Below are 14223 nucleotides of genomic sequence, written 5' to 3'. Positions count from 1 at the left end.
ATCAATCACCTATCAAATCAATCAGATCGCTTCTTTTCAAAATCAAATACATAATTATTTCTAATATCAATATGCATAAAATCATGTAAATAAACGCCACTACCGAAAAAGTATTAATTGCAAATCCGTTTAATACGAAAATTAAACAGAATACTGCAACATTTACTAAAACTACGAAAACGGAGTTTCGTGCCATAATATCCTTGGTTCTAGCTCCTGATAAAATGTGGATTTTGTATTCTTTTTGTAAGCTTTTAAGCATGTATTTGAAGAAAATCACAAAACCCAATATCGTTATACCCATCATAATCAGACAATACACAACAATGTATTTGAAGATGTATGTATTTTCATCGTCGTCGTGTTTTTTATTTATATTATTGATGACCATTAGCTTGTTCCCGTCGAAAATCTTCTCAAATTCTCTGTCAATGCCTTTATTTATCTCATATTCTGAAAACTTTGCATTCTCAATTAAATCAAGCATATCTGCATCACGAAACTTGTAGCCACTAACATTTTTATATTTATCAGATTTTATTTCCAATAATACCCTCTTATCATAATCAATAGCGTATTTGATTTCTTGATTCATCATATCAAAATCCATCCCATCATGAGAAACCACTTCAAATTCCGCCTCATTCTTCAAGTCAGTCACATTTTTATTATCAACTAACCAAAAAATTCTAACATTAGTGTTTTTGTTGAATTTTCCAAACAACACAATTATATCTGTACCGCAATTTCTACAAATCGATGAATTCGTAGTATAAGTGTGCCCGTTTTTCGAAAATATATCGTCCAGTTTTTTTCCATAAGTATTCGAATAATCGTATCCCTTATCATCAGTTGTCTCTAACACAACAGTGCTATATGAAGGATGTTCACTTAATTGAAATTTTACGAACGTATTTCTCAAATAAGAATCTGTTGCAGATTCAATAATTGTTCCCAATGAGAAAATTAAAAGCACCATCAAACAAAACACAACTTTATTTCTGAAAACATCCATTAGCCCTAGTTTAATATTATCTTTTATCATACAAGACCTCTTTTTCAAAATCATCGTAGCTGAGTTTAACTCTTAAAGCACTCAAAATCACTGTCAATATTATTAAAATAATCTGCAATTGCAATATCAGAAAAATCGTAATTTTGTTTTCATTAATAATTGTAAGATATCCATACGTCAACGCTGTTGATATTGCACATGTTATAAAACTATACGCCAAGGCTTTTTCAATGAACATCTTCATGATGTCTTTTAGTTTTGCACCAAAATTTGCGCTTACAATTACGAATTTCTTGTATTTGTTCAAAAACATCCACAATGAAATTGCATACATTGCCAAAGCCATGACCGTGCTATTAGTAATAAACTGAGCATACACCTTGTATTCTGGATATGATTTTATTAAATCCCTCAAAGTAAGCTTATCGTACATTTTGATTTCTTTTCTCTTGTATCCGATTTTTTCAAGAGATTCTGCAATCGCTTTTAATGACTTATCATCACTAGAGTCTATGTAAAGTGTTGAAATGTTTTCTGGTTTAATTGTGAATAGATTTCTCACTACATCGACTTTTCCATCATTAGCAATGTAAGATTGAACATCAAACATATTAATTATCTCAGTATGATACTTATCTTCTATTTCTTTTTTATCGTAACCAGATATTTTCCCTTCTACATAATAAGTCACTGGATATATCAAAATAGACACATTATTTTTGTTTTTGTAATCTTCTTTTGAAAAATACCTAAAGGTAGTTGGATCAATTATTTTTGTAGAACCCATATAGTATTTCATCACTGGATCATATATTGCAACATCTTTGGAGTTTTTTATTTCAGCTACAACTGATATACTTTCATTCATATTAAGAAAGTCAAGACTATGATTATTATTGTTTGATTCAAAAGCTATAAATTTGTCACTCATAAAATAAGGAGAAGGTTTTCTGTTGTTCCCATATAAATAATTAAATCCAAATATCAATATCGAACTAGTCAGAAATATCAATAGGATTATTATTTTATTGTCTTTGAGTCTCATATCCCCCTCCTTTGATTTTGCACATCGTTTTCTTAACCCGATTATATATCTTATTATTGTATTTGTAAATCATTTGATATATTATTTTAAAATTTTGGGTAATAATCTATTAACAGAAAAATAAATTGAGGAGATTATCATGAAACAAAAATACGAATACAAATATGTTGAAGTGAGAACTTGTGGATTAGCATCAGATGATTATAAAAAAATCATAGATGATTATGCTAAGGAAGGTTTTAGGTTTGTGACTACTATCAATAAAACTAAAATAGCTATTGGATACAATCCTAAAATTGATTTGGTGTTTGAAAGAGAATGTGAGCAATAAAAAAATCAAGCACAAGGCTTGATTTATTTAAGCTTTTGATACGGCTTGATTTGCCATTTTGATTTCTGAATTTGGAAGTTCTACTTCGAATTGTCCTATCAAAAATGATGATATTACAGTTGTCAAAAGTGAGAACATAATTCTGTTGACTGGAATATACATAAGTGACAGTGCCAACACTATTATATCTGAGAACAAATACGCTAATGATATTTTGAGTCCCGATTTTGTGGAAATCGTCATTGCTAAGGCGTCGTCTCCACCTGCTGCTCCACCTTCACTTACTACAAGTCCGCATCCCAATCCGATGCAGATTCCTCCGACAATACTTGCTAACAATGGCACATCGTACATACTTGGTAACACCGGCCCAATAATATTGAAGAATTTCGCAAATACTGCAAATGACATTGTGGCTACGAAAGCTTTCTTCACAAAATCAAATCCCATTATCGAAAATCCAAGAACGTAGCAGCTTACATCCAATATTACTGATGTTATTGATTGATCAAATCCGAAGATTTTGTTCAAAAACAACATCATTCCAAGCACTCCGCCCTCAGTCACGCCTGATTGTTTATGTACGTTCACTACTGCAAACGCCATGATAGCACATCCTAGGATTATTTTTAATAATCCTTTTTTAGTTAATCCGAAAAATTTTAGCATTCTACTAAGCATTTTATCTTCCCCCGTTTAGAAATTAGGAAGTTAAAATTGACCACGAAAAAAAGACTGCGGTTCAAGTTTAACTTGCCTTTGCAATCTCTGGTTTTGATGCTTTTTTGTTTGCTGATTTTTTCTTGTAAAAACTCTGAACCTTATTGTTCTTTTTAGCCTATAAGAGTATCACATCAGATGCTTTCCAGGCTCTTTATCGAGCAATAGTCATCAGATAAAAACTACCAAATAATCGTATTTGGTACCCATAGATAAATAATTACAACGAAATTATATACTATTTTCCGCCAATTGTCAATGTTTTTAGTAAAATCTTGGCAAATTTTACGTAAAATTTTGTTGACTTGGATGGTTGTTGTTTACACTTTCGCTTTAATATTGTATAATTAAAGCGAAAGTGACGGTGAGATATATGAATTCATTGAAAAATCATTTAGAAAATAATTCAATAATTACAAATGAAGATGCGATGAAACTTGGCTATCACAGACAAATTTTGTCAGATTTATCAAATGTTGGCAAATTGGAAAGGCTACGCCCTGGAGTTTACCAAGTCAACGGTGAACTGACTGATGATTTCGTTCTGATTTCTTCTAAAAGCAAGAGGATTGTTTTTTCACATCAAACAGCGTTATACCTTCATGATTTATCAGACAGAACGCCAAATATTTTTCATATATCCGTGCCACAGGGTTATAATGCAAGTCATATTAAAAAAAGATATAATAATTTGAAGTTACATTATATTCAGAAAGATTTTTTTGATGTGGGAATTTCAGAAATTGAAACTCCATTGGGAAATAACGTTGCTGTCTACGATATTGATAGGACGATTTGCGATATTGTAATGAACAGGAAAAAAATTGATACTCAAATTTTCACGGATGGAATTACAAGATATTTTAAATCAAATAACAAAAATCTTAGAAGACTTATTAAATACAGTAGGATGTTTAATATTGAAGAGGATGTAAGAAAATATATAGAGGTATTATCGTGATTAATATAGAAAGCATCAAAGCAAAGATAAGAAATTTAGCGAAGAATATTATTTGCGAAAAAACTAGTAATATTTAAGACAAAAAGTCCTCAGAGGTTTAAAAGTAACCTTTGAGGACTTTGATTTTACTAATATTGTCTAATTTTAATAAGTTTCTTTGAAGATTTCGAAGAATCCTTGTGGGTGATCACATGCTGGGCATTTCTTAGGTGCTGTTTTACCTTCGTGAATGTAGCCACAGTTGTTGCATTTCCATAAGTAAACTTCTTCTCTTTCGAATACTTTTTCTTTTTCGATGTTTTCTAATAATTTTCTGTATCTTTTTTCGTGAGCTTCTTCAACTTCTCCGATTTCAGTGAATACGCGTGCGATTTCCTTGAATCCTTCTTCTTCAGCGATTTTTGAGAATTCTGGATACATTTCAGAATTTTCGAAGTGTTCTCCTTCTGCTGCAGATTTTAGGTTAGTCTTAGTGTCTCCTAAGTGAACTGGGAATCCTGCTTCGATTTCTATTTCAGCGTCTTGTAAATCTTCAGCCAAGAATTTCATGAATCTTTTTGCGTGAGCCATTTCATTTCTTGCTGTTTCTTCAAAAATCATAGAAATTTGAACGTAGCCTTCTTTTTTTGCTGTGTTAGCAAAATATGTATAACGCATATTTGCTTGACTTTCCCCTGCAAATGCTGCCATTAAATTAGTAGCTGTTTTTGTACCTTTTAAGCTTGCCATAATATTTCCCCCTTGTAAATTTTGAATGAATTTTACAATTCATTTCTACTATAACTATACCACAAACGTAGAATTTTATCACATGTCTGATTTTGAGACATTCAAATCGTTAACAATCCCCTTTGTTCCAACTCTTATAACAGTTGGAGAGCCTTCTTCGATTATTTCTTCCTTTTTAATTGTAGGTTGTCCGTTGATATCTTCGTAGTACAATTTTTTAATAGTAGGTGTTCCCTTTTTTATTACGATTTGTTCTCCTTGACGTAGATTATTGTCGTAAATTTTCGTAGGTTTAGGATTTTCTTCTACAATTGCCACGTCTTCTCCGTATTTTTTCACGCTAATCACCTCTTTTATTATTATACCGTAGATTTCATTTATTTACTCAGCTTATAAATAGTATGTTATTTATTAGATTTTGCAATAAATGAAGTGTTAAAACTATGATAAAATATAGCTATAATATTAATGAGGAAACAAATAACAATAAAAATTTTTAAGAAAAGAGATGACTTTAATGAAGAAATTCAAAATTTTAGCATTATTATTAATGGCAAGTTTAATGTTCGCAGGATGTTCTAAGGAAGATAATAAACAAACTTCTTCTACAGAACAAAAGACAGAAGAAAAAACTGAAGAAAAGAAAGAAGAAAAAACTGAAGAAAAGACTGAAGAAAAGAAGGAAGAAGCACAAGAACCAACTGCTGATAATCCTATGATTGTTGACGAAGCTAACAAACAAATCAAAGTTTACGCTGAAGTTAACGATAAATTCAAAAAAGAAAGCACAATGCATGCTATCGTTGCAAAATCAGGTAAGAACAACGGACAATCAATGTTTGTATCATATTCTAACCAAAACGATTTGTACGATGCATTAGAAAAAATCGGTGCAAAACCAGGCAACAACGTTACAATGGATAACATGGGAAAAGAAGCCGTTAAAGGTGACAAGATCGATATTTCATTCAAATTCCAAGGTTCTGACAACGAATTGGGAATCAACGATGTAATCAAAGATTCTTCAGGAAAAGAAATCGACATCAGATTTGGTGGTAACCAAAAACCAGCAAAAGATATGAATACAGGTTGCATGACATGCTTACAAAGTTGTCCTTTAGGAATAACTTCAAACGCATCACAATTAATCGGCGCTGACGAAAAAGACGGAGTAAAATACACTTTGGCTGATTCAGTTCCAGCTGACAAAACACCTGTAATTATCACATACAAATTAGCTAACTAACCATTTCATTTAAAATTCTCTATTTAAAAAGGTAGGCTTTTATGAGCTTACCTTTTTAATTTTTTTGTGTAATTTTGTATTTTTGCATTTAAAAAACGCCCACAGTTGTGAGCGTTTGTGTTATAAGAAAACAATGTTCGTTGTTTCTATCCAGTTTATCACTAAGTTGTAGATGAAAAGTCTGACGAATCGCAACCCAATATACAAAGACATGAATGTGATGATGATGTATGGTAGTTTTTCAAATTTGAAGTTTTTGATTGTAAGTCCAATGAAAAACAACAATATCACGATTGCCTCAGCGATTACGATGTAAACTCCCAATGGATAAAACGCCATGGATATCGCCGCTTGGAACATTACAAGTAGCAATATGCTGTAGTTCTCGTCTTTTCGCCAATCATCTCTGACGAAAAACTTGTTAGCTACCCTATAAATTATTTTGAATTTAAGAATCGCAAATGCGAATATGAACACGCATCTTATTGCAAAATAAATGTAGCCTACAAGATAGTTTCTCCTGATAAATTCAATTGTGTCAAAGCTTGAATAATAGTCCAAGAAAGCTGTGATGATGAATGCAACTAGTCCCATTTTCAAAAGCCCATGTTTTGAGTTTTTGAAACGATTTTTCGGAACATCCAGCGTTTCTCCCATAAACTCGAAAATCTCGTAAGTAATGTCGTAAAGCTCAGAACGTTTGCCATTCATTTCATCTATTTTTTTAAATTTATTCATAAGCAAACCCTCCCTTTTTCGCTTATCATATATATATTATACATCATTTCGAAGTAGAGTTTCAATCATTCCATCGATTATTTGTAATAACTACCAGCATACTCGTATTTTTTACTCGTGTATTTTGTTTTGTCTTCTGTAAAATCGACGTCGACTTCCTTTGTTGACAAATATTCTCCTTTTACTTTGTAATTATTTGCCTCAGAATTTTCCAGTATCAATATGCCATTTACTGTAATTTCAGGAGTTTTTGGTACTTTTTCATTTTCTACATAAAACACGTTGCCCTTGTCGATGAACACTCCATCTATCGTAACGTCGTTAAATATCGTGATATCCTCAGAATCTACCACGATGTTCTTCTCTTTTCTGGAAAAATCTACTAATTTAGTTAGGAATTCATCATCTATTTCTATTTTTTTGTCTTCGTTATTATCTTCAGATACAATTTCCTCTTCATTTTCTGAAATTTCTTCGTTGTTTTCTTCTGATTTTTCGGCTATGAATTCCTTGTATTTTTCATCGACTATTTTTTTGTCAACGAAATACGTTTCATCGTTCAGTGAAAATATAAAACACTGTTTTAGTCCGATGCTCGGCTTTCCTTCTGCGATTTCCGGCAACAATTCGTCGATTTTTTCTTGTGGTATAATTCTATGTTCAAATGGATTTTTTCTTTTATACACCATTATTGTGGTAACTCTGGATCCATTATTTTCGGGGTAACTGCTTGTAAATGAAAAAACTTTCCTGTCTCCAGCATTTTCTTCGTAATAATCGACCTTAGTCTTACTGCTTAATTCTGGAATATCTTTAATCTGCAAGGTAAATGTCCCAGCATTAGAATTTTCCTTCAACTTTTCATCAAAAAGCTTTCTTTGATTTATGATTCGAACTCTTGAATAGGCATTCGCCCTGGCTTGAATGTAGTCGTATTTGTAGGCGTTGACAGTTCTGATGTTTTTCACTTGGACAAGCACAAAAACAATTACAATCATCAGCACGAATATCATGTAGAGCGCGTAAATGCTGATGTAGGCTTTGGATTTTCGTTTCATTTTATCTTATCTCCAATGTAGACCACAAGTTTCTTCCCATTTTCTTGCAAATAAATGTAGTTGTCATCCTGACTAAATGTGAAATCATCGGCGTTGTCCTTGAGTTTGTTCTGAGTTATCCTACCGTTGGGCCCGTGTTGTTTCAATTCATCAAAACTATTAGGATCTGTGAAAGCGTATCGTATGATTTTGCCATCTTCTTTTGTGAAATACACGTAATTTTGCTTTTTGTCAATATATTTTACTAGTACAAATCCCATTGATCGGTCGAAATGCGTCCAATTCGGTCTTTCTGTAATCACTGACATCGACTTTTCGATTTCGTTTTTTATGTAATATGCGCAGTGGTCGACATCATCCACGTCGTTTTTCAGATTCGCACTTGATTGCATAATAGTAAAGTTTGTCTTAAACGATAGGAAAATCACGCCCAACACTACGGAAAATATGAACAAACTCACCATAACCTCAAGCAGTGTGAATCCCCTACTTTTCTTTGTAAAATGACACATCTTTCGCAATATCTCCATTAACTACTTTGACATTTACCTTGACCAAATCTCCCACATCATCCTTTGTAACCACAACTTTTGAATTCTCATCCACAATTGATGAGTCCACCTCATCGTGCGCCTTCAAATATTCCACAGAATTGTCCAAATCGCGTAGCACAATATTTTCAGTGTAGGATTTATCTTGCATTTTAATCACATTTTTGAGCTGTGGATAGTACACCACCACACAAAGACTCACCAAAAACATCGCAAACAAAACCTCCAAAAGCGTGAATCCCTTAGTTTTTCGTCTCATCTACATCCACTCTCCCTGTCGCTATGTAACAATTTATCTTGTATGTTTTGTTTTTGGTTTTGGTTTCGTAATAAATAGTCGGAAAATGCGTTGCCGCAGAGGATTTGGATATATTTGCCCCGATATTTCCAAAGTCTATAGTACTTGTCCCTTCTTCACTTAAGCTAAGTGTCCCATTTTTCAAATCTCTTTCAAAAAGATTCTTCATTTTATTAGAATCGTAAAAATAATAGGAATTCTTCTCGAATCGAAATTGAATACTTCGTCCCGAATTCATCGCAACACTTCTCGCGCTTTTCAAATCGCTAACAAGCGTATTAATCTCTTTTCTGGATGCGACATCAGTTTTGAAGTCGTATTTTAGAACGCAAGTCATAATCACAACAGAAATTATGAACAGACTCACCATCACCTCTATTAAACTGAACGCCTTGCCTCTCATTTTTAATCTAGAAAACATTTCCCATCACCGCATACAACAAAAAAGAAGACCAAATCACAGGGACGAACGCAATCTCCTCATTCTCTTCTTTTCTTATAATATAAATCAAAGCCCTGATTCCACTTATAATTCCAAGATAAAACACGAAACTCACCAAATCTGTGAAACTTTTGCTCATGCCAAGTCCCAGAATAATCAAACAATCCACACTACCCATAAACCTGTCCTTCGCCACGAAATTAAACATCACAGGAACTAGTAAAATCAGAAAACTTGTCACGAAAAAACTAGAAAACACAGAAACAATAATGCTACAAATCATGAAAAACACACAGTTAATCCAGTACACCTCATTGGTTTTGAAATCGTCAACCATCATATCGCTGCAGCCAAGTAACAGAGCAAAATCGTAGATTGATGTAGTATTCGTTATTCGGAAAATCGCATACAAAAACACCGAAATCAACGCAAACACTCCAACGTTTTTGATGGACAATCTCTTCAAATATAAATCCATCAAACACTTAGCCATCAACATCAAAACTATTATGGTTCCCATATTTTCCTCCATAATAATATTATATTATTTTTTTAGCTAAAATAAACATTTTTTTGTAAAGTATTGGTTAATTTCGGTTAGTAAAATTAGTCGATAATTTTAAGTAAATAATCACGGTCTAAGACGCGAATTTTCAGCGAACTTCTTCTATCAACTTCAAAAATTTCTTTTCATTTTGTTGTTCATTGCTGATCCATTTTCCGTCATAAAACAACGCATAAGTCGTGCATGGAGTGGGAGCTTGTTGTGCTTGTTGTGTATGTATAATTTATAGTTTGAATTATTTTCTTAATTTTTGTAAATGAAAATATTGCAAATTTGTTCAAATTAGTGTATCATACAGTATACTCAATTTTTAAGGAGAACTAATGGATATTAATAAAAGATTTGAACACGATAAATTAAAGAAATTTCAGATATTCAACGCAGCTCAGCTAAAATACATTGCGTTTACATCGATGCTGATAGATCATATTAACAACTCGATTGTAACGCATTTTTTAAATGGAAAAGGAGCGTTGTTGTATATCTCGAACTTTTTATCGATATTAGGAAGAATTGCATTTCCTATTTTTATATTTTTCATAGTAGAAGGATTTTTCAAGACACACGACAGGGCGAAATATCTTCGTAACTTGTTGGTATTTGCAGTGATTTCGGAAGTACCGTTCGACATTTTTACATCAAAAGTGTTGTTCGATCCGTACTGGAACAATATGATGTTCACGTTGGCATTGTGCCTTGTGACTGTGTGGATAATCGATTATATTAAAGATAAGTTTAAAAACAGGATATTTTGGTACGGTGCATCTGTTGTAATCGTCGCTGTTTTCGGATTCTTGGCGATGTATTTGAGCTTGGACTACGATTATCATGCGATAATTCTAGCTTATTTGTTCTACATTTTCTACGACAAGCCAGTGATTTCAGCAGGTCTTGGATATTTGTCGATTATCAAAGAAGTGTATTCGTTCTTGGGATTCGCCTTTACTGTGACATACAACGGAGAACGTGGAAAACAAAACAAATTGGTAAATTACCTATTCTATCCAGTCCATATATTGATACTTGGACTTGTTAGAATGTATTTTAATTTTTAATTGAGAACTTGTTATTGCAAGTTCTTTTTTTGTTACAAATCTCTTTTACAAATGCAATAAAAGGTGTATAATTAGTACCTTGGAGGCCAAAATGTTCGTAGCAAATACTTATGAAGAACTTATAAATATGGAAAACTTAATATTTGTCGATGTTAGAAGCGAATACGAATTTCAAAGAGAGACTATACCTAATGCTTTAAATATTCCTATACTAAACAACGATGAAAGAGTGGAAATTTCAACGATTTACGATAACGGCGATCACGAATGTGCAAAGAAATTGGCGATAAGATATGCATCTGTAAAACTAGAAGACATTTACGTAAAATTGTTGGATTTGAGTGAAAATCACAACGTGTGCTTGTTTTGCTACAGAGGTTCCATGAGAAGTACTGTGCTTTTTAACATTATGAAATCAATGGGACTCAGTATTTACAGGCTAAAAGGTGGATACAAAGCTTATCGCAAATACGTTATCGAAAATCTAGATGCGCTTATAAATTCACATGAATACGTGAACATCAACGGCTACACTGGTGTTGGCAAGACGGAAATTCTGAATTACTTGGAACATTCTAACAAAAACGTCCTCAACTTGGAACAACTTGCAAACCACAGAGGCTCTATCCTTGGAAATGCAGGGTTGAATGAACAACCAACGCAAAAAATGTTCGAAAGTTTGTTGTTAGATAAGCTAAAAAGTTTTGATAATGAACCTGTTTTTGTGGAATGTGAAAGTAGCAAAATAGGAAGAATTAATGTTCCCAAATCTTTGAGACAAAAATACAACAGTTCACATCATCAAGTTATGATAAATTCAAGCCTTCAAGATAGAATAGATAGAATAAAAACAGATTATTTGAAAAATCCTCATGCTTTGGAGGATATAAAAAAAGGGATAAATCATTTGTCCAAATACATTGGCAATAATAACTCCTCCATTTTGATTGATAAACTAGATGATGAAGACTACGATTATGTGATAGAAAGTTTGATTACAAAATACTACGACATCAATTACGCAGTCAAATCAAAAGATTTTGAGCTGGAAATAAATAATGAAAATAGCGAAAAGTGTGCTGAAGAAATAATGAAATTTTATGCAAAATAATTCTGTATAAATATTTGTTTTTGATACAACAAAAGCAGATGCCGTATAAGACATCTGCTTATTTTTATTTTTTGTAAGTTATATCGTTTCTCTTTGCAACTCTTTGTATGTTTTTTTGGTGAGTTTGTAATCTTTTAAGCCTTTTATCGTAAACTTTGTCGATTCTATCGTGGATTAGTTCGACTTTTTCAGCGCTTTCAACTCTTTCATCCAACAAGGTTTTGAGCTTTTCTTTGAGGTTGGTTTCTCTTTCAATTCTGTCTTCTAATATTTTGGCGCTGTTTTCTATGAAGGATTTCTTGATTTCCACTTGTTCTATCCTGTCACGAAGTGCACTTTTAAGTCCCGACAAATCAGCTTCAAGTGTTTGTGATCCTTCCAACGCTTTGAGCTTGACATCTTTTCTGATTTCATTCAAGTATGCTTCCATTTTTTCTTGATATTCAATTATATATCTAAATCCATAAGCTTGTTTTACTGAAATCACAACATCTACAGCAAATATCGCGATAAGAATGTAAATCACGAAGTTGTAATTGCTGTTTTTGATTTTTTCAGTGAGTTCAAGTATATGTTTGTTAGAATAATTCATCATGAATATGGACATTACTCCGAAAAACAGTGATGATCTGAGGCATATTAGCCCTTTGATGTTCATAAATCTTTCTGTGTAATCCCAATATCTTACTTTGAATATTTTTTCAATTAAATATCCTGTTACGAACTCCAGTGCCGTAGCGATTATAAGTCCCGATAAAAATATTACGATGTAGGAGTCGTTGAATCTTGCTATTGCGTGGTCCACAAAAAGCGTGATGAACACTGCTCCAAATCCGTATATTGGAAGTAATGGTCCGTACAAGAATCCTCTGTTTGTAAGTTTCTTTTGTCCAGCGCTTACCCAGATTACTTCCCAAATATATCCGATTACTGCATAAAAGAAGAACATATATATGAAATTAATTAACTCCATTTTATCTCCTTAAAGACAAAGATAGGCTTTCACCTATCTTTGTGTTTTTGATTTATTTTTATATATTAGTGTATAAACTAAGTGTATGATTATTGCAAATGCAAAAGGCATATATATTCTACTAAATGAGAATTCTTTGAAATATTTTACTATTGCCATTACGGAAACTACTGCACTTGCAATCAAATACAATCTCAATTCTTTCAAAGATGATATGTCCTCATCTCTTCTGTCGTAAATCATTTTAGTCACGACTAATAAGGATGCTACGAAAACTATTAGCATTATTCTTGTTAAATTCTTGCCTGATATTGCGATTTCTACTAAAAATCCTGAGAATAACAAGAATACGACATATGTTATTAGCGTGAACAGTCTATTGTTTTTCACTTTATAATGATTGAGCAGCTGTGATAAGAGCTAACTTGTACACGTCTTCTTCGTTGCAACCACGGGACAAATCGTTAACTGGTTTTGCCATTCCTTGCAAGATAGGTCCTATTGCTTCGAATTTTCCTAATCTTTGAGCGATTTTGTATCCGATGTTACCTGCTTGTAAATCTGGGAATACGAACACATTTGCGTGACCTGCAACGTTTGAGCCCGGAGCTTTTTGTTTTCCTACAGATTCAACGATACTTGCGTCAAATTGTAATTCCCCATCGATTGGAAGTTCTGGAGCCATTTCTTTGGCGATTTTAGTAGCGTTAGCAACTTTTTCTGCAAATGGATGTTTTGCAGAGCCTTTTGTAGAGAATGAAAGAAATGCAACTTTTGGATCGATGTCGTAAAGTTTTGCAGTTTCAGCGCTTACTACGCCAACTTCTGCCAATTGTTCTTCGGATAATTCGATGTTGATGGCGATGTCTGAGAATACGTATCTTTCGCCGTTTGGTCCAATCATAACCATTGCACCTGATACAAGTTTTGTGCCTGGTTTTGTCTTGATGATTTGTAGTGCTGGTTTTACAGTGTCTCCAGTTGAGTGAACTGCACCTGATACAAGTCCGTCCACTTCGTCACAATAAAGCATCATTGTTCCGTAGTAGTTTACATCTTTAAGCATAGTTCTTGCTTGTTCTTCAGTGTTTTTGCCTTTACGTCTTTCAACAAATTTTGCTACTTTTTCATCGAAATCATCTGCTGTAAGTGGATTGATGATTTTAACTCCTTCGATGTTTAAGTTTTCTTGTGATGCTAGTTCTTTGATTTTGTTTTCGTCGCCTAAAATTACAGGAGTTATGATTTTCTCTTCGTTCAATCTAGCTACTGCTTTTAAAATTCTTAATTCTTCTCCTTCAGGAAATACTATTTTTAAGTTTTTGCCTGAGATTTTTGATTTCAATGATTCAAATATATCCATTTTCTTCTCCTTTATTACAATG

Annotated in this window: 20 protein-coding genes; 5 read left to right on the top strand and 15 right to left on the bottom strand. The window is 32.9% G+C overall.

Translation table 11 applies throughout. The features are described 5' to 3' along the window. Nucleotide 1 precedes the first annotated feature (1 nt). Nucleotides 2–1045, bottom strand: a complete 1044-nt coding sequence (locus tag HMPREF0391_RS05705; protein WP_002835984.1) for a hypothetical protein — start codon at nt 1043–1045, stop codon at nt 2–4. Beyond that, a complete protein-coding gene (locus HMPREF0391_RS05700) occupies nt 1032–2060 on the bottom strand; it encodes an FtsX-like permease family protein (protein WP_002835983.1) in 1029 nt (342 codons plus the stop codon). Before HMPREF0391_RS05700 ends, HMPREF0391_RS05705 begins: the two co-directional genes overlap by 14 nt. Before the next feature lie 139 nt (nt 2061–2199). Between HMPREF0391_RS05700 and HMPREF0391_RS05695 the strand changes: the two genes are divergently transcribed. Continuing rightward, a complete protein-coding gene (locus HMPREF0391_RS05695) occupies nt 2200–2391 on the top strand; it encodes a DUF4177 domain-containing protein (RefSeq protein ID WP_002835982.1) in 192 nt (63 codons plus the stop codon). 27 nt (nt 2392–2418) lie between these two features. Here HMPREF0391_RS05695 and HMPREF0391_RS05690 read toward each other — a convergent pair whose 3' ends face one another. Continuing rightward, nucleotides 2419–3072, bottom strand: a complete 654-nt coding sequence (locus tag HMPREF0391_RS05690; protein ID WP_002835981.1) for a YitT family protein — start codon at nt 3070–3072, stop codon at nt 2419–2421. A gap of 412 nt (nt 3073–3484) precedes the next feature. Here HMPREF0391_RS05690 and HMPREF0391_RS05685 point away from each other — a divergent pair, with 412 nt between their 5' ends. Then, nucleotides 3485–4072: a type IV toxin-antitoxin system AbiEi family antitoxin domain-containing protein gene (locus HMPREF0391_RS05685; RefSeq protein WP_002835980.1), complete on the top strand. Its 588-nt coding sequence runs from the start codon at nt 3485–3487 to the stop codon at nt 4070–4072. Nucleotides 4073–4216: 144 nt separating this feature from the next. Here the strand turns inward: HMPREF0391_RS05685 and rbr are convergent, their stop codons facing one another. Continuing rightward, a complete protein-coding gene (gene rbr / locus HMPREF0391_RS05680) occupies nt 4217–4801 on the bottom strand; it encodes a rubrerythrin (protein ID WP_002835979.1) in 585 nt (194 codons plus the stop codon). Nucleotides 4802–4879: 78 nt separating this feature from the next. Continuing rightward, nucleotides 4880–5140 (bottom strand): G5 domain-containing protein, encoded by a 261-nt coding sequence (locus tag HMPREF0391_RS05675; protein ID WP_002835978.1) that lies wholly within the window; start codon nt 5138–5140, stop codon nt 4880–4882. Between the two features lie 178 nt (nt 5141–5318). Between HMPREF0391_RS05675 and HMPREF0391_RS05670 the strand changes: the two genes are divergently transcribed. Further along, nucleotides 5319–6047: a YdjY domain-containing protein gene (locus HMPREF0391_RS05670; RefSeq protein WP_230454520.1), complete on the top strand. Its 729-nt coding sequence runs from the start codon at nt 5319–5321 to the stop codon at nt 6045–6047. Nucleotides 6048–6167: 120 nt separating this feature from the next. Here the strand turns inward: HMPREF0391_RS05670 and HMPREF0391_RS05665 are convergent, their stop codons facing one another. The 7 genes from HMPREF0391_RS05665 to HMPREF0391_RS09670 all read right to left on the bottom strand — a co-directional run bounded on the left by HMPREF0391_RS05665 (nt 6168) and on the right by HMPREF0391_RS09670 (nt 9919). After that, complete coding sequence (locus HMPREF0391_RS05665) at nt 6168–6785, bottom strand: hypothetical protein (protein WP_002835975.1); 618 nt, start codon at nt 6783–6785, stop codon at nt 6168–6170. A gap of 77 nt (nt 6786–6862) precedes the next feature. Beyond that, a complete protein-coding gene (locus HMPREF0391_RS05660) occupies nt 6863–7843 on the bottom strand; it encodes a hypothetical protein (RefSeq protein WP_002835974.1) in 981 nt (326 codons plus the stop codon). Further along, a complete protein-coding gene (locus HMPREF0391_RS05655; protein ID WP_002835973.1) occupies nt 7840–8355 on the bottom strand; it encodes a PulJ/GspJ family protein in 516 nt (171 codons plus the stop codon). The genes HMPREF0391_RS05660 and HMPREF0391_RS05655 overlap by 4 nt, the downstream gene beginning before the upstream one ends. Beyond that, nucleotides 8330–8653, bottom strand: coding sequence for a prepilin-type N-terminal cleavage/methylation domain-containing protein (locus HMPREF0391_RS05650; RefSeq protein WP_002835972.1), 324 nt, complete (start codon nt 8651–8653; stop codon nt 8330–8332). The genes HMPREF0391_RS05655 and HMPREF0391_RS05650 overlap by 26 nt, the downstream gene beginning before the upstream one ends. Next, nucleotides 8637–9113 (bottom strand): prepilin-type N-terminal cleavage/methylation domain-containing protein, encoded by a 477-nt coding sequence (locus HMPREF0391_RS05645; protein WP_002835971.1) that lies wholly within the window; start codon nt 9111–9113, stop codon nt 8637–8639. Before HMPREF0391_RS05645 ends, HMPREF0391_RS05650 begins: the two co-directional genes overlap by 17 nt. After that, a complete protein-coding gene (locus tag HMPREF0391_RS05640; RefSeq protein ID WP_035109392.1) occupies nt 9103–9654 on the bottom strand; it encodes a hypothetical protein in 552 nt (183 codons plus the stop codon). Before HMPREF0391_RS05640 ends, HMPREF0391_RS05645 begins: the two co-directional genes overlap by 11 nt. Nucleotides 9655–9787: 133 nt before the next feature. After that, nucleotides 9788–9919 (bottom strand): YoaP domain-containing protein, encoded by a 132-nt coding sequence (locus HMPREF0391_RS09670; protein ID WP_268890126.1) that lies wholly within the window; start codon nt 9917–9919, stop codon nt 9788–9790. 103 nt (nt 9920–10022) lie between these two features. Here HMPREF0391_RS09670 and HMPREF0391_RS05635 point away from each other — a divergent pair, with 103 nt between their 5' ends. Continuing rightward, a complete protein-coding gene (locus HMPREF0391_RS05635) occupies nt 10023–10754 on the top strand; it encodes a TraX family protein (protein ID WP_002835969.1) in 732 nt (243 codons plus the stop codon). A gap of 91 nt (nt 10755–10845) precedes the next feature. Beyond that, nucleotides 10846–11865: a tRNA 2-selenouridine(34) synthase MnmH gene (mnmH, locus tag HMPREF0391_RS05630; RefSeq protein ID WP_002835968.1), complete on the top strand. Its 1020-nt coding sequence runs from the start codon at nt 10846–10848 to the stop codon at nt 11863–11865. Between the two features lie 64 nt (nt 11866–11929). Here mnmH and HMPREF0391_RS05625 read toward each other — a convergent pair whose 3' ends face one another. The 3 genes from HMPREF0391_RS05625 to pta are packed head-to-tail and all read right to left on the bottom strand — an operon-like array spanning nt 11930 to nt 14201. Beyond that, complete coding sequence (locus tag HMPREF0391_RS05625; protein WP_002835967.1) at nt 11930–12838, bottom strand: putative ABC transporter permease; 909 nt, start codon at nt 12836–12838, stop codon at nt 11930–11932. Nucleotides 12839–12871: 33 nt separating this feature from the next. After that, entirely contained in the window at nt 12872–13228 is a 357-nt protein-coding gene (locus HMPREF0391_RS05620) for a hypothetical protein (RefSeq protein WP_230454519.1), read from the bottom strand. 1 nt (nt 13229) lies between these two features. Next, nucleotides 13230–14201, bottom strand: coding sequence for a phosphate acetyltransferase (gene pta / locus HMPREF0391_RS05615; RefSeq protein ID WP_002835965.1), 972 nt, complete (start codon nt 14199–14201; stop codon nt 13230–13232). Nucleotides 14202–14223: the final 22 nt, after the last annotated feature.

This window comes from Finegoldia magna ATCC 53516, assembly GCF_000159695.1.
GTDB classification, from domain to species: Bacteria; Bacillota; Clostridia; order Tissierellales; family Peptoniphilaceae; genus Finegoldia; species Finegoldia magna_F.
This window is presented reverse-complemented; position numbering and strand designations above follow the sequence as displayed.